Source organism: Exiguobacterium alkaliphilum 12/1 (assembly GCF_000714435.1).
Lineage (GTDB): Bacteria > Bacillota > Bacilli > Exiguobacteriales > Exiguobacteriaceae > Exiguobacterium > Exiguobacterium alkaliphilum.
The window spans coordinates 53605-72257 of record NZ_JJMW01000021.1 but is presented as its reverse complement, the minus strand read 5'-3'; the positions used below and the strand labels follow the sequence as shown (position 1 = coordinate 72257).

The 18653-nt window shown below is 52.2% G+C and carries 18 protein-coding genes; 7 read left to right on the top strand and 11 right to left on the bottom strand.

The annotated features are described in order from the left end of the window. Positions 1-502: GNAT family N-acetyltransferase (locus RT52_RS05430; RefSeq protein ID WP_034815677.1), on the bottom strand; the 502-nt coding region annotated here is incomplete at its 3' end. A 202-nt stretch (positions 503-704) separates the two neighbouring features. Here RT52_RS05430 and RT52_RS05425 point away from each other — a divergent pair. Next, positions 705-3056 (top strand): EAL domain-containing protein, encoded by a 2352-nt coding sequence (locus tag RT52_RS05425; RefSeq protein ID WP_051690225.1) that lies wholly within the window; start codon positions 705-707, stop codon positions 3054-3056. Positions 3057-3105: 49 nt separating this feature from the next. On the opposite strand, the gene RT52_RS05420 is transcribed toward RT52_RS05425, so the two are convergent. The 7 genes from RT52_RS05420 to glmS form a co-directional block, all read right to left on the bottom strand. Continuing rightward, positions 3106-4002 (bottom strand): helix-turn-helix transcriptional regulator, encoded by an 897-nt coding sequence (locus tag RT52_RS05420; RefSeq protein WP_034814439.1) that lies wholly within the window; start codon positions 4000-4002, stop codon positions 3106-3108. A 105-nt stretch (positions 4003-4107) separates the two neighbouring features. Next, on the bottom strand, positions 4108-5253 hold the full coding sequence (locus tag RT52_RS05415) for a mannitol-1-phosphate 5-dehydrogenase (protein ID WP_034814440.1): 1146 nt from the start codon (positions 5251-5253) through the stop codon (positions 4108-4110). Continuing rightward, positions 5253-5684: a PTS mannitol transporter subunit IIA gene (locus tag RT52_RS05410; RefSeq protein ID WP_034807107.1), complete on the bottom strand. Its 432-nt coding sequence runs from the start codon at positions 5682-5684 to the stop codon at positions 5253-5255. The genes RT52_RS05415 and RT52_RS05410 overlap by 1 nt, the downstream gene beginning before the upstream one ends. Before the next feature lie 42 nt (positions 5685-5726). Then, positions 5727-7148 (bottom strand): PTS mannitol transporter subunit IIBC, encoded by a 1422-nt coding sequence (locus tag RT52_RS05405; RefSeq protein WP_034814441.1) that lies wholly within the window; start codon positions 7146-7148, stop codon positions 5727-5729. A 164-nt stretch (positions 7149-7312) separates the two neighbouring features. Continuing rightward, positions 7313-9343 carry a BglG family transcription antiterminator gene (locus RT52_RS05400; protein WP_034814442.1) on the bottom strand — a complete coding sequence of 677 codons (2031 nt, stop codon included), beginning with the start codon at positions 9341-9343 and terminating at the stop codon, positions 7313-7315. Next, positions 9333-9602, bottom strand: coding sequence for a PTS sugar transporter subunit IIB (locus tag RT52_RS05395; protein WP_034814443.1), 270 nt, complete (start codon positions 9600-9602; stop codon positions 9333-9335). The genes RT52_RS05400 and RT52_RS05395 overlap by 11 nt, the downstream gene beginning before the upstream one ends. Positions 9603-9746: 144 nt before the next feature. Further along, on the bottom strand, positions 9747-11543 hold the full coding sequence (glmS, locus tag RT52_RS05390; RefSeq protein ID WP_034815673.1) for a glutamine--fructose-6-phosphate transaminase (isomerizing): 1797 nt from the start codon (positions 11541-11543) through the stop codon (positions 9747-9749). 416 nt (positions 11544-11959) lie between these two features. On the opposite strand from glmS, the gene RT52_RS05385 reads away from it, so the two are divergent. Continuing rightward, positions 11960-12295: a hypothetical protein gene (locus tag RT52_RS05385; RefSeq protein WP_034807116.1), complete on the top strand. Its 336-nt coding sequence runs from the start codon at positions 11960-11962 to the stop codon at positions 12293-12295. Between the two features lie 13 nt (positions 12296-12308). Here RT52_RS05385 and RT52_RS05380 read toward each other — a convergent pair whose 3' ends face one another. Genes RT52_RS05380 through RT52_RS05370 form a run of 3 tightly spaced genes read right to left on the bottom strand, consistent with a single transcriptional unit; the run spans position 12309 to position 13707 of the window. After that, entirely contained in the window at positions 12309-12779 is a 471-nt protein-coding gene (locus RT52_RS05380) for a hypothetical protein (protein ID WP_156028784.1), read from the bottom strand. Further along, positions 12772-13266, bottom strand: coding sequence for a hypothetical protein (locus RT52_RS05375; protein ID WP_034815669.1), 495 nt, complete (start codon positions 13264-13266; stop codon positions 12772-12774). The genes RT52_RS05380 and RT52_RS05375 overlap by 8 nt, the downstream gene beginning before the upstream one ends. Then, positions 13267-13707: a hypothetical protein gene (locus RT52_RS05370; RefSeq protein WP_034815667.1), complete on the bottom strand. Its 441-nt coding sequence runs from the start codon at positions 13705-13707 to the stop codon at positions 13267-13269. Positions 13708-13912: 205 nt separating this feature from the next. On the opposite strand from RT52_RS05370, the gene RT52_RS05365 reads away from it, so the two are divergent. The 5 genes from RT52_RS05365 (at position 13913) to RT52_RS05345 (ending at position 18194) form a co-directional block, all read left to right on the top strand. Then, on the top strand, positions 13913-14623 hold the full coding sequence (locus RT52_RS05365) for a GntR family transcriptional regulator (protein WP_034815665.1): 711 nt from the start codon (positions 13913-13915) through the stop codon (positions 14621-14623). Positions 14624-14775: 152 nt separating this feature from the next. Then, positions 14776-15123 carry a PTS lactose/cellobiose transporter subunit IIA gene (locus RT52_RS05360; RefSeq protein ID WP_034815658.1) on the top strand — a complete coding sequence of 116 codons (348 nt, stop codon included), beginning with the start codon at positions 14776-14778 and terminating at the stop codon, positions 15121-15123. After that, positions 15120-15428 (top strand): PTS sugar transporter subunit IIB, encoded by a 309-nt coding sequence (locus RT52_RS05355; RefSeq protein WP_024371995.1) that lies wholly within the window; start codon positions 15120-15122, stop codon positions 15426-15428. The genes RT52_RS05360 and RT52_RS05355 overlap by 4 nt, the downstream gene beginning before the upstream one ends. A 19-nt stretch (positions 15429-15447) precedes the next feature. Then, a complete protein-coding gene (locus RT52_RS05350) occupies positions 15448-16854 on the top strand; it encodes a GH1 family beta-glucosidase (RefSeq protein WP_034815656.1) in 1407 nt (468 codons plus the stop codon). 11 nt (positions 16855-16865) lie between these two features. Continuing rightward, positions 16866-18194 carry a PTS sugar transporter subunit IIC gene (locus tag RT52_RS05345; RefSeq protein ID WP_034815655.1) on the top strand — a complete coding sequence of 443 codons (1329 nt, stop codon included), beginning with the start codon at positions 16866-16868 and terminating at the stop codon, positions 18192-18194. Positions 18195-18653 lie beyond the last annotated feature (459 nt).

The window sequence follows — 18653 nt, the reverse complement described above, 5'->3', positions numbered from 1 at the left end:
TTTTCATAATCTTCCATATTTTATGCGGGGCGCCCGGTCCCCAGTAATGATCGAGTGACATCACCGGCGGTCCGATCCGTTTTTCCCAATAGTCTTGTGAGGACGGGAAACCAGCGTCTAAGTAAAACGTCGCATCCTCCCCAAGCGTTGCCATCACTTCTGAAAGTAAGAACGAACCGACACCTTGCCGTTGCTGATCCGGGGCGACATAAACGCAGCCGATTTCGACCGCTCCTGGCTCCACGTCCAGATGGGCCGTGATAATCTCGTTTGGAGGCAATACCGCCGCCGTCCCGACGATTTTCCCTTCTCGTTCGACCACGAACACGTCGACGGCGTCATCATCGAAACTATCTTGAATCGTCGTATTCAGACGGGCGACTTCTTCCTCTAACAAGTCAGCGTCCTCGAACTGTTCGCGACGAATCAAGTCGCTCAAACTTTCCATGAACAGTCGCTGGAGCGGTTTCACATCGTTCGGTGTAATCGGGCGAAAGTCCACGGCCACCCCTTCTTTCCATTTCGCATTTTTTAGTCTTTACCCGCCGTTTCGTAGCAGGTAACGCGCGACCGATCAAATCTAGACAACGCAAAAACGTTCAGCCTTGAAAATAGTTCTCTAAATTGAAGCATAATGATAGGTAGACTCCTATTTCCCGAGTATAATAAATTATCAAATACAATTATATCCTAGCGAGGTACTTATGGATCCAGTCGTCGAACACTCAATGAGTCACAATCTGTTTCTTGTTGTTTTATCTTATATGATTGCCGCCGTCTCTGCCTACGCCGCCATCGAATTGGCACGTCGAGTCAACTCGACGAACCGCACCGCACAAAACATGTGGATTTTAGCGGGTGGGGCAACGCTTGGACTAGGCATATGGGCGATGCATTTCATCGCCATGTTGGCGCACGAAGGCTTGCGCCCTGTCACGTATTCGATGCCGCTCGTGTTTCTGTCGGTCGTCATCGCTATGGCCGGCTGTATCCTTGGCTTCCTGATTGTCTCGCGCCATACAACTCGTCCCACCCTTATCGGTGCAGGACTGTTGATGGGGATCAGTATCGCGAGCATGCATTACGTCGGGATGGCCGCCATTCAAGGTGTGACGATTGCGTATCACACCGGGCTCGCTTTGTTGTCGCTTGCCATCGCAATCACAGCCTCACTTGGCGCCCTGTGGATCGGCTTCTTCTCAAAATATGCGAAGGAGAAGATTCACATGGAGCTAAAAATATTCTTCTCCCTATTGATGGGCGTCGCCATCTTCGGGATGCATTACGTCGGGATGCTGTCAGCCTCGTTCACGTTCTTGACGGACACCCCAGCTGCAATCGGCATCGAACCGTCGCTGTTGGCATGGCTCGTCACCGGCATTACGACCTTACTGTTCGCCATCTTCTTCTTGTCGCTCACACTCGACCGGCATTTACGAAGACGTGAATTGATTCAAGCGACGATTCTCGATTCGACGACGGACGCGGTCGTGACGACGACGAAAGATGGCGTGATTCAATATGCGAACACCGCGTTCTATCGGTTGTTCGACCGGACCGAGGATCAGTTTTTCCAAGACTATCACGCGGCGCTGTCGATTCAACAACCGTTCTACGAAGCACGTCGGCTTGAAATGGGCGAGTCGACGATTGAAGTGACGGCCTATCCGCTCCAAGGTGAGCGGATGGATCAAATCCTTTGGTTCTTGCGTGACGTCTCGGAGACGATTGCCTCACAGCGGCTCGTCGAACACATGGCGTATCACGACGCGTTGACTGATTTGCCGAACCGCCACAAGCTTGAACGGATTCTCGCCGAACATATCCGGATTGAAGACCCCGTCGCCTGTCTATACATCGACATCGACCGGTGGCGTTTCATGAGCGATATGCTCGGGCATCACGGTTCAGATCAGTTGGCGCTCCAAATCGCGGACCGGCTGCAACATACGATCCACCCGGACGACATTTTGACGCGTGTCGGCTCATCCGAGTTCATCATCCTACTGTTTGACAAGCGGAGCACGCTCGCGAAACAGAAGGCGGAGAAGTGCATCAAAGCTATCTCTCAGCCGTTTGATATCGACGGGACGACCGTCGAGCTGACGATGAGCGCCGGGATTAGCCACTTTCCGAAAGACACGACCTCAGCGGATGAGCTCGTGCAATACGCCCGTCTCGCCGTCCATGAATCGAAACGGACCGGCAAGAACCAAATCAAGGAGTTCGAAGAAGAGTCGAGACAACAGATTTTACGCACCGTCGAGATTGAAAAGGCGCTGGCTCAAGCGCTCGACCGCTCTGAGTTCTCGCTCGTCTATCAACCAAAAGTTTCACTCACCCAAAACCGGCTTGAAGGGGTCGAGGCGCTCTTGCGGTGGCATCACCCTGTCCTCGGCCACGTCGGACCGGATGAGTTCATCCCGATCGCGGAAAATACCGGCTTGATTCACCAAATCGGCACGTGGGTGTTGCGCGAATCATGTCTCGCCTGGGTCCGGTGGCAAAAGACCGGGGTGAAACCGTTCACGCTATCTGTTAACGTCTCCCCGCTCCAGTTCGCCCGGGAAGACTTCGTCGACACGCTCCAAGCCACACTCGACGCGACAGGGATGGACCCGATGTTCCTCGAGCTCGAAGTGACCGAATCATCGATGCTGTCGTATGAACAATCGACGCGCGAGAAACTTGCCCAGTTGCATCAGTTCGGCATCATGATCTCACTCGACGATTTTGGGACCGGATATTCGTCGTTCCGTCAGCTCCGTGAGTTGCCGGTCCAAGTGCTCAAGATTGACCGCTCGTTCATCGTCAATCTGTTCACCGACCGTAACCAAGAAGCGATCGTCCGCTCGATGATTCAACTCGGCCACAACCTCGGCATGAAAGTACTCATGGAAGGCGTCGAGACGTCGGACCAGCTCGAATGGTTATTGAACGAGCAGTGCGACTACGTCCAAGGCTATTACTTCAGCCGCCCGCTCCGGGAAAAAGAGGTCGTCAAGCACGTCAAATCTGTCACGACGTACATCGAGTTCGGCAAGACCCGCGCTTAACCACATAAAAAGGTGACTCGTCCGAATTGGATTAGAGTCATCTTTTTTGTTAACGTGAACCGTTCGTATGATTAAATCCATCCTCAAACGATAGGTTAATCGGCGCATCCTGAAGAATTGTTGCCCTCTGAAGATTTGTGACAGGCAACCGCTCATCTACCGCCATAAAGCTTAACTGATCAATCCATACCTGTCCTTCTCCCGATAACAAGACGCCAAACGAAATGACCTCACTGCCTTCAGGTACATCTAGAACAATTGAATAACGATTCCAATCGGTCGTTCCTTGAATCAGTCGGTTGCTCATGTTGTCAAATTGAAGCACATCCCCATTCTTATGATCGACCCGCATCCAAAACCCGGCACCTCCCCTAACTTGTTCGGTTTTTAAAAACCCTGACAACCGAATTCGTTGCGTCACGTAGTGATCAGCCTTGAACTGTTGCATCATCGTGCCAAAGCTATCCTTTTTCATCAATGAAGTCGATTTCAAATAGCCCGACGCTTTCCCGCCATGAACAACCTGTTGGTCAATTCCTATCTCGTAATGCTGTAAGTCTCCACCACTTAAAAACCATCCGTTTATCGATTCCATTGTTTCCTCTTCTCCTTTTTCTCGTAACGTTCTCATACTGGTACGATAACGACCTGGAGGCAGTCCATACCTTTTTTTGAATGACCGGGTGAACGATTCTTGCGATTCAAAATGATGTTGCAACGCAATGTCTAAAATCCGTTCTTTCGTATAGATAAGCAAGCTGGCCGCACTTGCGAGACGGCGCATTTTGATATACTCGGTAATTGTCATATCAACGTCCGCCAAAAAAATACGATGGAAATGAAATTTTGAAAATCCACTCTGTAGTAACAGTTCTTCTTCTGTAATCGTGTCGTACAAATGGTCTTCAATATAGGCGATCGTACGTCGAATGGGTTCATCATACACAGGTTTCTCCTCCTCTTATGGCAATCTTATCAAACCGTCTTTTGATTGGTTTGATCTTTTTTGCCATGAAAAAAACCTCTCCTTCTAACGAGGAGAGGCGTCACATTACGACACGCGCGCTTTTTCTTGCTCGCGAATCAAGTGATATTGTTCGAGGATAAGCTTCGTCAGCGTGTCCGTTTCACTCAACCCGAGGTACTTCTCAATCGTCGACAAGATGCCTGACTCTTCAATCGACAAGTAAAGTTCAGAAGATTCTGAATCCTCAGGGTTGTAATAGTTCAAGGCTGCGGCGATCCCGTAGGCGAGTTCATTCGGTTCGATCCCGTTGTCGACGAGCTCTCGTGCCGGTTTGACGAGCCGGTCACTCGGTCCGAGCTTACGAATCGGAGAACGGGCGACGCGTGAAATTTCATCTTTTAATTTCGGATTTTCGAAACGTTTGATGATTTTCTGAATGTACCGGCTATGTTCTTTCGCTTCGAAGCCGTACTTTTCAAGTAATAGCCAACCTGTCTCATACAACGCACCTTGAACGACTTGGCGGACGCGACGATCCTTGAGCGCTTCGTCAATCGTTCCTTTTTCAAACAATGAGCCGATATATGACGCGATCGCATGTCCTGTGTTGACCGTGAACAACTTCCGCTCGATATATGGACCAATCTCGTCGACCCACGTCACACCGTGAAGCGGGGGCCGCGCGTCCAATCCTTGCGTCTCGATCACCCATTCATAGAACGTCTCAACTTCGACGAAGAGCGGGTCCTCGTGTTGTTGCAATGGGACGATGCGATCGACAGCCGCGTTCGGGAACGACGCGCGGGCCGTCCCGATTCCACCCGACGCCTCGATTGCTTGTTTGAGAGAGGCGCTGCCGCCAATCATATTCTCACAGGCGATGACGTATACAGGCGCCTCCGTCTCGCGGTCACGGAGTCCTTCACTGATGAGCGGTGCGACTTTTGGAAGCAACGTCGGTCCGACCGCTGTCGTGACAAGATCGGCCTCGGCGATGAGCGCGATGACACGCTCCGGGTCTTTCAAACTGTTGACGCCGCGCACCCGGTCGACGACGACGTTGTCGACGCCTTCTTCAGCGAACCCGACCTCGTAATAGCGTTTTGCCTCGAGCGCTTCAATCACCGTATCGTTAATGTCGACGAACGTGACCTCGTAGCCACTCTGATTCAAGAGCAAGCCGATAAACCCGCGTCCGATGTTCCCTGCCCCGAAATGTACAGCCTTCATTACGCCACCTCTTCCATGAATAGCGACAAAATCTCTTCTTTCGTCTCGGCACGGACTAACCGCTCGACGTTATCCTCGTCCGAACAGATGACAGCGATTTGCGATAGGAGATCGAGATGCTCATCGTTCACCCCAGCGATCCCGATGACGAGCTTCGCCGTCTGTCCTCCAAAATCGACGCCGTCCGGTACTTGGATAATTGAGATGCCCGTCTTTTGAACGGCCGACTTCGCTTCTTCCGTCCCGTGCGGAATCGCGACATGGTTCCCGATATAAACGTTCGAGAGCGCTTGACGCTCATGCATCGCCTCGATATAGGCCGGCGATACGCAACCGGCGGCGTGTAACACCGCTCCGGCTGCATCAATCGCTTCGGCACTCGTGCTGAACGTTTGGTTGAGTCGAATCATCTCTGTCTGAATGAATGGCATTTTAGTTCCTCCTATATCTAAACCTTGTCTCTGTCTGCTTCGTTATGAAATTTTACTGCGCTCTGCTTGAATCTCTTCAATCAACTGGTCATAGTAGTCCGCGTTCAAGAAGTTCGTTACCGAGCGGTGAATCGCGTTCGGTGCCTGTTCTTCGGCACGGTCCGTCAAATCTTGATGGGTGATGACGAATTGGGCGTCTTTCGGCAATTGACTGATGGACGTGTTCGTCACTTTGATTGGCAAGTTCGCCTTATTCACTTTATTGCGCAGGACCGAGGCCCCCATCGCGCTTGAACCCATACCGGCATCACAAGCGAAGATGATGTGGTCGACTTTGTCGAGGCGATCTTGAACGAGCGCCGACGCATACGACTGTTTGCCTTTCATCGCGCTGACGTTTTGTGTCGCTTCTTCGAGTGACACTTCTTCGGCTGCACTTGATTTCAAGATGACACTCGCCACGGCGAACGTGACAGCTGCCGACAAGAGAATACCTGCAACGAGACCGAGGTGTGAACCGCGTGACGCCATCGCAAGAATCGCGAAGATACTACCTGGCGAAGCTGGTGCGACGAGGCCGACGTCGAAGAGTACGAATGTGAAGATCCCTGTGGCACCCCCTGCGATCATCGCAAGGATTAAGATCGGCTTCATCAACACGTATGGGAAGTAAATCTCGTGAATCCCACCGAGGAAGTGAATGATTGCCGCACCAGGTGCTGTCCGTTTTGCTGCGCCTTTTGCGAAGAACATATAAGCGAGAAGTAAACCAAGACCTGGTCCTGGGTTTGCTTCAAGTAAGAAGAGAACCGATTTCCCAGCGTCTGCGACTTGATCGACACCGAGTGGGCTCAAAATCCCGTGGTTGATGGCGTTGTTCAAGAAGAGGACTTTCGCCGGTTCAATGAACAAACTTGCGATTGGAAGCAACTTCGCCCCGACGATCCAGTCGACGCCTGCTGCCATGACTTTGTCGAGCCCGCTCATGATCGGTCCGAAGATCTCGAAGCCCCCGAGCATGAGGAGACCACCGACGATCCCGACCGAGAAGTTGTTGACGAGCATCTCGAAACCAGCTTTTACTTTTCCTTCAAGGGCACGGTCGACTTGACGGATGATGTAACCACCGAGTGGACCCATAATCATCGCCCCGAGGAACATCGGGATGTCCGTCCCGACGATGACACCCATCGTGGCGAGCGCCCCGACGACACCGCCTCGAACGTCGTGAAGTAATTTACCACCTGTGAACCCGATCAAGAGTGGTAGTAGATAAGTGATCGTTGGACCGACGAGCTCGGCCAAGTTTTCGTTCGGCCACCAGCCTGTCGGGATGAAGAGTGCTGTGATGATCCCCCAGGCGATGAAGGCGCCGATGTTCGGCATGACCATCCCGCTCAGGAAACTCCCGAACCGTTGTACTTTGACTCGAACCCCGCCCGAGCCAGCTTGCGTATTCGCCATGTATAAAACCTCCAGTCTTTAGTTGTGAAAGGTTATCGTGTAGTGTAGCTAACCGGTTTGTGCTCTACACCTGTATTGTAGACCCAGAGTAAGCGCTTACTCAATTCAATCCAGTTCACACTTTGGCAACATTCCGTGCCAAATAAAAAAATGACCACGGCGGGTCATTTCTCATGCAACGCATCTTGCATCATATGTTTCATGCAGTCATGAAGCAACAGGCGCAGTTCTTTTTTTGAACCCGTGCTGTATAACGTCATCTGTTCTTCACTCTCGATGAGCGAGCCGCTGACCGCACTCAAAAACTGGAGCTCGACATCGCGCGCCTCTTCCGGTGCGAGTAAGACGAGCAGACGGGAAACGGGTTCCGTCGATTGATCCATCATGAGGAGCGGGATGGACGTCGTCAAATCGAACGCGAACACGCTCGCCCGTTCAATCGACGCGTGACGTCCATGGAACAAGGCGAGTTTTGTGCCCGGGATGCCGAGTCCAGCCACTTCGTGGCGCCGGAGCAGTTGTGCCGATAATTGAATCCCGCTTTCGACGAGTCCCCGTTCTTCTAACTGCGTGCCGATATCGAACAAGATGTCCTCGAGCCGATCACTGTTGTCGAGTGTGACGAGGTCGAACTGACGGTCCATCCGCTCAAACGTGTCCACGAGTTCCGCGAGCTCTTGGAAGTCGAGCATCGTCGAATGCGGTTTGACGTCTTTCGTTTGGAACGATTGCGGCAAGGACAACAGGAGGTGGCGGACCCGTTGCACTTCCTCGGTCGTCAGCAACGGATTGACCATGAGCGTCGGCACCGACAACGGAGGGAGCGGGACGGTCGACAAGATGACGTCATAGTCATCGAGCCGATGCTGTTCGAGACCGAACAATGAGGAGTTGACGACGTTTTGCATCTCCGGGAACTCTTGTTTCACGCGATTGACGAGCATCTTCGACGAGCCGAGGCCCGCCGAGCAGACGACGAGCGCCCGATATTCACGACGGCGGACCGGTTTGACGAGCGCGGCCGCGAAGTGCATCGCCCAGAACACCGTCTCTTCCTCTGTGAACGTGTTCGTCCCGAAGACGATATCCGCCGCTTGCTGAATGGCGGCCCGCAAGTTCGGATAGTCCCGGTCGATGTGCGGACGGACCGTATCCGTATCCGGAAGCGCCTGCGTGTTCAGACTCGATAAGATATGGGCGAGCAACCCTTTCTCGAGCGCCGCGTCATCTGTGAAGGCGAAGCCGTGGATGAGTGAGACGTGATGAATCAGTTTATGGACACGGATTTGCATGACCCAGCGTTCTTCCTCATCTTCTTGCATCTGTTCTTTCAAGGAACGGAGCCGGTTCGCCTCTTCCGCGAGCCAAACCCGTTCGGCCATCGAGAACGTCGTACCGAGTGCCACTTCCATGTCCCGAGCGACTTTCAAATAGTCGTCCGAACGTCCTTTCGTGTACATCTCCAAAAAGAAACCGGCGTCGAGTCGCGCTTGTTGCACGCCATAGGCGAACGTGACACGCATAATCGTTCGGTCATCCATCCGCTCGAACGCATGACTCTTTAAATAGTCGTATCCGTCCCGGAGCGCCTCAAGCATGGCGTCACATGAGACCGTCTTCAAAAAGGCGGGAATGTACTCATCTTCGCCGCGGACGAAGCGATAAAACGCGAGCGTGTCCCAATGCGCCATGAGCGCATTAATCATGAGCTTGCGTTTTTCCGCTTCCAAGCCAAGTACTTGCGCACCGACCCCTTTCTTCCGCTCGACTTCAAGGTGATATTCGTCGAACCAGCGGTCAAGTTTCTCCAGGTCCTGTGTCAGTGTGCTTGGCGAGACGTGCATCTGCTTGGCGACAGCCTGCAGCTTCAACATGTCTTTCTCGAACAAGAGCCGCCAAGCCAGTTCAAAGATGCGATCCTCGGCTGTCGGGATGGCCTCGGCCGACAAAATCAAATCCTCACGGAGCTGTTGTTTCGCAGCCGTCGCTCCGACGAGGCTGAGTCCGCGCCCGCGCTGCCAAGACAGCTCTAGTTCGAACTCTCTCAAAATCCCTTCGAGCAGTTGACGTTCCCGTTGAATCGTCCGCTCAGACAAATTGACCGCCTGCGCGATCTCCGCGAGCGGTGTCGATGTCTCCGTGCCTAATAAGTGTAGTAAAATCGAGCGCTCCCGCGCACTCCATTCATGCTTCATATCGCTTCACCCATTCCTCGACGATTTGTCGATATTCCTCGAGCGACAAGATTTGTCTGACCGAGCGGACGTGCGCGGTCGGATGGTCAATCGCCGCTGTCCCGATTTGATAGACGATCAAGTCGACGTCTTTCGGGATATCACGATTAGTGCCGTGGTGAATCACACACGACAATTTCCCCGAACACGCTTCAGCAAACAGCTTCGCTGCCATGGCGCTCGTGACGAACCCGCATGGACAGACAATGTATACGTTCATGTCAGACCTTCTTTCATCGCTTATCTTTATATAACCATACGATGGAACCGCTTACTTATCCTACTATTTTGCCTGTTGGCAAAGATATCGGCAAGCAGTAAAAAGCACCTCTCTGTTTCGAGAAGTGCTTAGGTGTGTATAGTGTTATTCCACCGTCACCGATTTCGCCAAGTTGCGCGGCTTGTCGACGTCGCAACCCCGGCCAAGTGCGGCGTAATACGCCATGAGTTGAACCGGTAATACCGTAACGAGCGGTGCAAGGAGTGGTTCGACGTGCGGCAAGATGAACTCATCGTCCTCGTGTTCGACGCCTTGCATCGAGATGATGCAGGCGTTCGCGCCACGGGCGACGACTTCCTTGACGTTGCTGCGGATGTTCAAGTTCGTCTTCGGTTGCGAGATGAGCGCGATGACCGGCGTCCCGTCCTCGATCAAGGCGATCGATCCGTGCTTGAGCTCACCACCTGGGTAACCTTCCGCTTGGATATATGAGATCTCCTTCACTTTGAGCGCGCCTTCGAGACAGACCGACGCGTCAAGGCCGCGTCCGATGAAGAACGTGTTCGGTGTCGTCTTCAAGTAACGTTCTGCCAACTCTTCAAACAGCTCTTTTTGTGACATGATTGAGTCCATGATCGTCGCGACACGCGCGAGTTCTGGCATCAATTCGAACGGTAGCTCTTTTCCGTTCGCACGAGCGATGTCGTAGGCGAGGATGGCGAGGACGGCGATTTGGGCCGTGTACGCCTTCGTCGACGCGACCGCGATCTCCGGGCCGGCGTGGAGGAGCATCGTCTCGTTCGCCTCACGCGAGAGCGTCGACCCTGGCACGTTCGTCATCGTGAGTGCCTTATGGCCACGTTTCTTCACTTCGACGAGGACGGCGCGGCTGTCGGCCGTCTCACCAGACTGTGACAAGAAGACAAAGAGCGGACGTGAACTTAAGAGGGGCATGTTGTAGCCGAACTCTGACGAGATATGCACCTCGGTCGGAATGCCGGCAATCCGTTCTAAAATGTCTTTTCCGACGAGCCCGGCGTTATAGCTCGTACCGCATGCGACGATATAGATGCGGTCCGCCTCCGAGACGAGCGAGCGCACACCTTCCGTGAGCTCGATGTCACCGGCGTCGCTCTGGTAGTGCTGGATGATGTTGCGGATGACGGCCGGCTGCTCGTCCATCTCCTTCAACATGTAGTGCGCGTACGTGCCCTTCTCGATGTCCGACGCGTCAATCTCCGCGATGTACGGCTCGCGCTCGAGGACGTCGCCGTCGAGCGTCTTGATCGTCGCCGACTCGCGGGTCAAGATGACGATCTCGCCGTCGTGGAGCTCGAGGTACTGGTCCGTCACCTGGAGCATCGCCATCGCGTCAGACGCCACGACGTTGAACGTGCCGTCGCCGAGACCGACGAGGAGCGGTGACTTGTTCTTGCCGATGTAGAGGCGCTCTTGGTCCTCCGAGTCGATCATCGCGATCGCGTACGAGCCGTGGAGCTCAGCGAGCGTCTTGCGGAACGCCGATTCGACGTCGCCGAGCGCGACGAAGTTCTTCTCCATGAGCTGGACGATGACTTCCGTGTCCGTCTCCGACTTGAACGGGACGTCGAGCGTCGCCTTGAGCTGCTCGTCGTTTTCGATGACGCCGTTGTGGACGAGCGTGAAGCGCGCCGTCGTGCTCTGGTGCGGGTGGGCGTTCGGGACGCTCGGCACGCCGTGCGTCGCCCAACGTGTGTGGCCGATCCCGACCGTCCCTTCTGCTTCGACCGGCACGATGTCACGAAGTGCGGCGATGCGGCCGACTTCCTTAAATACGTTCACGCTTTCTCCGACGAGCGCGATTCCAGCCGAGTCATAGCCCCGGTACTCGAGTTTCTCGAGCCCTTTCAACAAAATCTCTTTCGTCCCGACTTGACCAATCATTCCTACAATTCCACACATAAACAATTCTCCTCTATATTCGATTTCTCGAAAAAGGAAACGGGCTTTTTCTAAGAGCTGTCATCGTCTTTCACTTTGTCCGCCCGGTCACCCGAACGCTTTACTGAAAGACTCTTAGTCGTGACAGGCGACTAGAAGGCATCCGCCGAAAATCTCGATCACCTTCGTCCTCGTCAACTCCGCAGAGTTCTGGCGCTTTTCAATCCGATCCAGCCGTTTCTCCAGATACCCTTACATGCTAACGGTTCTCCCTCGACACGAATAGCATTTTTCTCACACCGTCCTCCGATACTTTTTTATCGTTCATGTAAAAGTCACCACTTTCACTAAAAAGCGACTTTTTTTGAACAGGCTTGTCCCGGCGGGCTCGTTCGGGCATGATGGAAGTATCTATTAGATGGAGTGGAGGAATGGCTATGAATATCGGTTTTCTCGTCATCGGCATCATCTTATCGACGCTCTCGAAATGGTTGCAAGTTCAAGGGAATGACGAGCTCGGGGATTTGCTCGTGTTCCCGGCCGCCTTCTTCCTCGGTTTGGCACTTGTGACGAGCTTTCCATTCTTCAAAGACTGGTGGCGCGAACCGTCCAGCCGTCCGAGAGCCCTCCGATTCGCAAGCCTCGTCGCCGCAGGAATTTTATCGTTCCAACTGTTCGCCTGGCTCGTCTTCGGTCAAGGTGAGTGGCTCGGCGCACTGTTCTTGCTCCCATTCTTTGCTTGTGTATACTTCATCATCCGGACGTTCAAATAAAATGGGGCAGCGCTCAGGCGCTCCCCCATTTTCGTTCTTCATTCAATTCAGCTTCAGAGACGTAGTTGTCATCGAGACTAGCCATATAGCGCTCGTACCACTTCCCAATCGAAACCGCAAAGAGGAACGAGACCACCCCAATCAGGAAGAACGTTTGGAGTGACATGAGCTTCGTGAGCGCAGCGTAGACCCACAGTAAAACGAGTGGGTACATCAATAGTCCGCTCAACGAATAGAAGTGGATGAGACGTCTTGCCTCGCGAGAGACCAGGTACTTCTTTTTAATCGTCTCACGTCGCCAGGCTTTATAGAAATCAGGCAGGCCCGCCACCGCGCCGATGAAGAAGACCGTCACCGTGGAGAGCCAGTCATACTCGACCAGAAAAAACAAGGTCATGACACCGACAAAAGACAAGAGAACAACGGATGTCTTTTTCGCGCTGTCGAACGCCATCAGTTCACGCATCTGGCTCCGCTTATTCATGATACTCACGCGCTTCCCGAATCAACTTCAAGTCCTTGTCCGTCAAATAGCGATCGTCATGCGTTTGGATGATGCGGTCGAGCCACTTGCCGATGAACGAGGCGCCCCAGAAGAAGGCTTGCGACAACAGGAAGGCCTGGAATGATTGCGGTTGCGGCGTCTGATTGAAGACGACGTAGCCGAAATAGCCGATGGCGGCAAAACCGATGAACATCGCCGTATAACGTAATGACAACAGCCTGCGCGCCTTTTTGTTCTTAACGAACCGTAGCCACAAGTTAAACTTGGCGACTTCGATGCCAATCAATAGGAAGCAAAAACCGAAAATCGTTGCCATGATTGCGCCTGTTGACAGGTCTCGGTAAGAGGCAAATGTCAACATCCCGATGATGACCGTCACAGCGAGAATGCCAATCGTCCAGCCCGTGAACGTCTGAAAGCGGAGCAGCGTATCGATTTGTCGTTTTGAATGCGGGGATAATTCCATCTAACTCATCCTTTCAATCAGTTGTTCATAAGTCGGGAGATCCGGTTCTACCGCCTGTAGTTTCTTTGTAAGGAGGCGGTCGCGGTACGAGTCCGTGAATCGCATGACAGCGAAGAGGACACCGATCAACAATCCGATGCTATGGTCGAGGACTAACGCCGTCATCGATGCCGCCAACAAGAGCGCCTCTAGCCATGTCATCGCATATTGGATGCGGAGCCACTTGATGGCCAAGGGATTCGCTGCGACGTGACGCATGATGCGATATTCGTTCCCTCCCATGAAGATGAGAAAGATGGCGAGTAGCCACATTAACGGAATCATCCACATCCGTTCGACGAACAACGCATACAGAAAAACAACAACATAAAACATCGATGCCGGGAACCCGTATCGTCGTATCTTGATCACTTGCCTAACGTCGTGTTGGATTTGCCCCACTCCCTCACCCCTTTCTTTTTCCATCTCTTCCTTAGTATACGAAAACAAATTCGCTCCCGTTTCAAATTTACTAAATATTCCTTCAATAATCGTTCGACGATTTTCAACAAATGGCGAAGGATTATCCGCCATCCGAACCCATTTTCTGATATACTGATAGCGTATTCATGCCTACAATTTTTTAATGTGAAAGGTGCAGACAGTTATGGGTCCTAAGTACAAACAAGTTGCCTCCCGGATTGAGACTGATATTATGAATCACGTCTATCAACATACGAATAAACTCCTCACCGAGGACGAATACGCGACGAAATACGGCGTCAGCCGGAACACCGTTCGAAAAGCGATTGAAATCCTCGTCAATAAAGGTTACGTCTATCAAGTGCAGGGAAGCGGTGTCTTCGTCCGCGATCACTATATGAGCGATTACGTGAACTTAGAGAAATTACAAGGTCTCACGAGCGACTTCAGTGGCCGAAAAGTCGAGACACGCGTGCTCGATTTTGAATTGACGACAGCGAACGAAGAAGTCGCAGAACGAATGCGGTGTAAAGTCGGGATTCCCGTCTATTACGTGAAACGTCTTCGTCTCGTCGACGACCACCCGTTCTCGATTGAGGACTCGTATTTCCGTAAAGACCTCGTCGTCTATCTCGACCGAAACATCACGGAACAGTCGATTTACAACTACTTCCGGAACGACCAGAAGCTCGCCATCGGCTTCGCCGACCGCGTCATCTATGCCGACTTCTTAAACGCGGAAGATGCGAAACTGCTGGAGCTGAACGAGAACGATCCGGCCCTCCTCGTCGACAACACCGTCTATTTGACGAACGGGCAAATCTTTGACGTCTCACGCTCGACTCATCATTTCCGTCATGTGAAGATGCTCAAAGTCTCAAACATTAAATCTTAAACGCATGCGAGAGCCCATTCTCGCGTGCTTTTTTTTTCGTTCACATCTTGTACAAAAAGTAAGGGTTTACATGTAAGCGGTATCGTGCTACTATCAGTTTGTAGAATTTGTACCTATGAATTCAGGTTATCCATACAAAAAGGAGAGATATTATGGTTTCTGAAACAATCGAAATTACTCCCGAAGACATCTTCGGTTTAATCGCCCTCTCGGGTGACGCCAAAGCGAGCTACCATCACGCGATGCTCCTCATGCAAGAAGGCAAGGCGGAGGAAGCGGCTGAAGCAGTGAAAACCGGTGATGCGACATTGAAAGAAGCACACGCCATCCAAACGAAATTCGTCACACTCGAAGCACAAGGAAAAACGGCTACGGTCGGCGTCCTCATGGTGCACGCGCAAGACCACTTAATGAACACGATCCTCGTCAAAGAGATGCTCGGCTATATGATGAACATGCAAAACGAAATCAACCAATTGAAAGGAATGGATCAAAAATGATGAAAATCGGACTCTTCTGCGCAGCAGGTATGTCAACAAGTATGTTAGTGGAAAAAATGAAAGCGGTCGCAGCTGAACGCGGGATTGAGGCAGAAATCGCAGCTTATCCAGAATCAGAGATGGAAACGTATGTCGACAACCTCGACGTCGCCCTTCTCGGACCACAAGTGAAGTACTTGCTCTCAAAAGGCAAACAAATCTGTGAGCCAAAAGGCGTGCCAATCGACGTCATCAACACGATCGACTACGGCATGATGAACGGCGCAAAAGTATTCGACCACGCAATGAAACTTGCGAACAAATAATTCAACTGAGGTGACCACTTTGAAAATGCCTAAAGATTTCTTGTTCGGCGCGGCATCGGCTTCTTACCAAGTCGAAGGCGCATGGAACGAGGACGGGAAAGGACTCTCGAACTGGGACGTCTTCTCGAAAATCCCTGGAAAAACATTTGAAGATACGAACGGCGACGTCGCCGTCGACCATTACCACCGTTATAAAGAAGATATCGCGCTCATGGCGGAGATGGGACTTGAATCCTATCGCTTCTCGATCTCATGGCCGCGTGTCTTCCCGAACGGCACGGGCGAAGTGAACGAAAAAGGGCTCGAGTTTTACAACAACTTGATTGACGAGTGCTTGAAGCACAACATCGTCCCGTTCGTCACACTCTACCACTGGGACCTCCCACAAGCGCTCGAAGAAAAAGGCGGCTGGAAGAACAAAGAGACGGTTGACGCATTCGTCCGTTTCGCCGATACTTGTTTCCAATCGTTCGGCGACCGTGTCCGTCACTGGATCACGTTCAATGAAGCGGTTATCTTCTGCTCGCTCGGCTACTTGACTGGGGCACACCCACCGGGCATCGAAGGCGACGTCAAAGGTTACTTCCAAACGACGCACCATGTTAATATCGCCCACGCGCGTTCCGTCGAATTGTTCAAACAAAACGGATACGAAGGGGAGATCGGAATCACACACGTGTTCAACCCGGCCTTCAGCATCGATGACGCTGAAGAGAACAAGTTCGCTGAAATGCACGCGAACGCGTACGCGACGCACTGGTTCTATGACCCGGTTCTTAAAGGAACGTATCCGGAATACGTCGTCAAAGGACTCGACGAACAAGGTCTTCTCCCGGAGATGACAGACGAAGAACTCGATCTCTTGAAGCGTACGGCTTCAATGAACGACTTCATCGGTCTCAACTATTACAGCCCGCAACGTGTCATGAAAAATGACTCGGCGCTCGTCATGGCCGGCGGCCGCGAGAACTCGACAGGACGTCCAGGTAACCCGTCATTCGACGGCGTCTACAAGACGGTCATGATGGACGACAAAGTCTATACGAAATGGTCTTGGGAAATCTCACCGGAAGCGTTCCTCGACGGCATGCACATGCTCAAGGATCGTTACGGCGACGTGAAAATCTATATCACAGAGAACGGTCTCGGTGACGTCGACCCGATCGTTGACGGCGAAATCCTCGACGACCCACGCATCGAATATATCGAAGGACACATCCGTGCCGTCAAGCACGCGGTTGAACAAGGCATCAACGTCGCAGGCTATTACGCTTGGTCAGCGATTGACCTTCTCAGCTGGCTCAACGGTTACAAGAAACAATATGGCTTCATCTACGTCGACCACGCCAACGGCCTCGAACGGAAGAAGAAGAAGTCGTTCTACTGGTACAAAGACATTATCGCGACACGCGCTGAAAACCTATAAGGAGGTTCCCCATGAGCCGCTTAGAAACCGTATTTGAAAAATTCACGCCAGGGTTCGTTCGTTTCGCGAACGCCAAACCCGTCCTTGCAATTAAGGACGGGTTCATCCTGACGATGCCGATGACGATCATCGGGTCCTTGTTCTTGCTCATCCTCGCGCTCCCGATTCCAGGCTGGGCCGAATTCATGTCAGGCCTGTTCGGAGCCGATTGGACGCTCCCGCTCACGCAAGTCGTCGGTGCCACGTTTGACATCCTTGCGTTAATCGGTGTTTTTGGAATCGCTTACTCGTACGTCAAAAACGAGAAAATCGAAGGCGTACCAGCCGGTATCCTCGGGATTATCTCGTTCTTGATCATCACGCAGGCGTCTGTCCTCTCTGAAGGTGGAGAAACAGTCGGCGGAGTTATTCCGAAAGTATGGACAGGTGGACAAGGTGTCCTCGCTGCTATCGTCGTCGGTTTAGCGGTAGGATTTATTTATTCGCAGTTCATCAAACGTGGCATCAGCATCAAAATGCCTGACGGTGTTCCACCAGGTGTCTCGAACTCATTCTCGGCGTTGATCCCAGGTCTCGCCATCGTCTCACTCGCGGTCGCGACTTTTGCGACGTTCCAAGCGGTTGCCGATCGTACGTTCACAGAAGTCGTCTATGACGTCCTTCAAGCACCGCTTCAAAACTTGACGGACACGCTCGCAGGAGCGGTCATCATCATGGTGCTCATGTCTGTCATGTGGTGGTGTGGAATTCACGGAGCGGCGATCATCATGGGTATCATGGGGCCACTCCTTACAGCGAATGCGCTTCAAAACCAAGCGATCCTCGACTCGGGTGAAGCACTCGTCGTCGGTGAGAACGCAAAAATCGTCACAATCCAGTTCCTCGACGTCTTCACGAAGCTCGGCGGATCAGGAATCACAATCGGTTTCATCATCGCGACGCTCATGGTTGCCCGTTCTGCTCACTTGAAGCAGCTCGGTAAACTCTCGCTCGCACCAAGTGTGTTCAACATTAACGAGCCGGTCATCTTCGGGATGCCGATCGTGTTCAACCCGATCATGTTCATCCCGTTCGTGATCGTACCAGCGATCGCATCGTTCATGGTGTACTTCTCAATCCTTTGGGGCTGGGTCGAACCGTTCAACGCACTTCAAGTGCCGTGGACGACACCACCGATCATCTCTGGCTTCTTGATTGGCGGATGGCGTGCAGCGCTCTTGCAGATTGCAACGATTGCCATGGCCGTCGCTGTCTACCTCCCGTTCGTCCGCATGCAAGACCGCGTGTCATACGGTGAAGAAGTAAAAGCACAAGAAGAAGCAGACAAAGCGTCAGCCTAAGCAAATAACGACAGCCCTTCTCATCGCAGAGAAGGGCTGTTATATTTAGGGAAACGAGTAAAAAGGTGGACATTGGTGAAGTCCGAGAGGAAGCACATAACGAGAAAGATATGGCAATGGATCACGTTCGCTATCGCGATTTCTTGCTCATCTTTTATGTCATTTCGATTGTTATACTCTTGATTTCTTTTGTCTTACTTAAGAAAGTTAGGAAACAATGAAACTGAACAACACTTCGCGCTTCTGTTTCTTATCAAGCATATCCGACTTTGTCGGTCTTGCGATCCAATCTGTCTATCCGTTGTTTTTAAGCATGGCATTCCTTTTACTCACCGGCTATCAGTTTGGAAAACAACATCAACCTATACACCCTAGTAAAGGAGACAATTGATTTGAAAAACTACACCCCTAGCTTCATAATCTTATCGAGCGCTGCTCTTGCTTTCGGGTTTGGCTTCC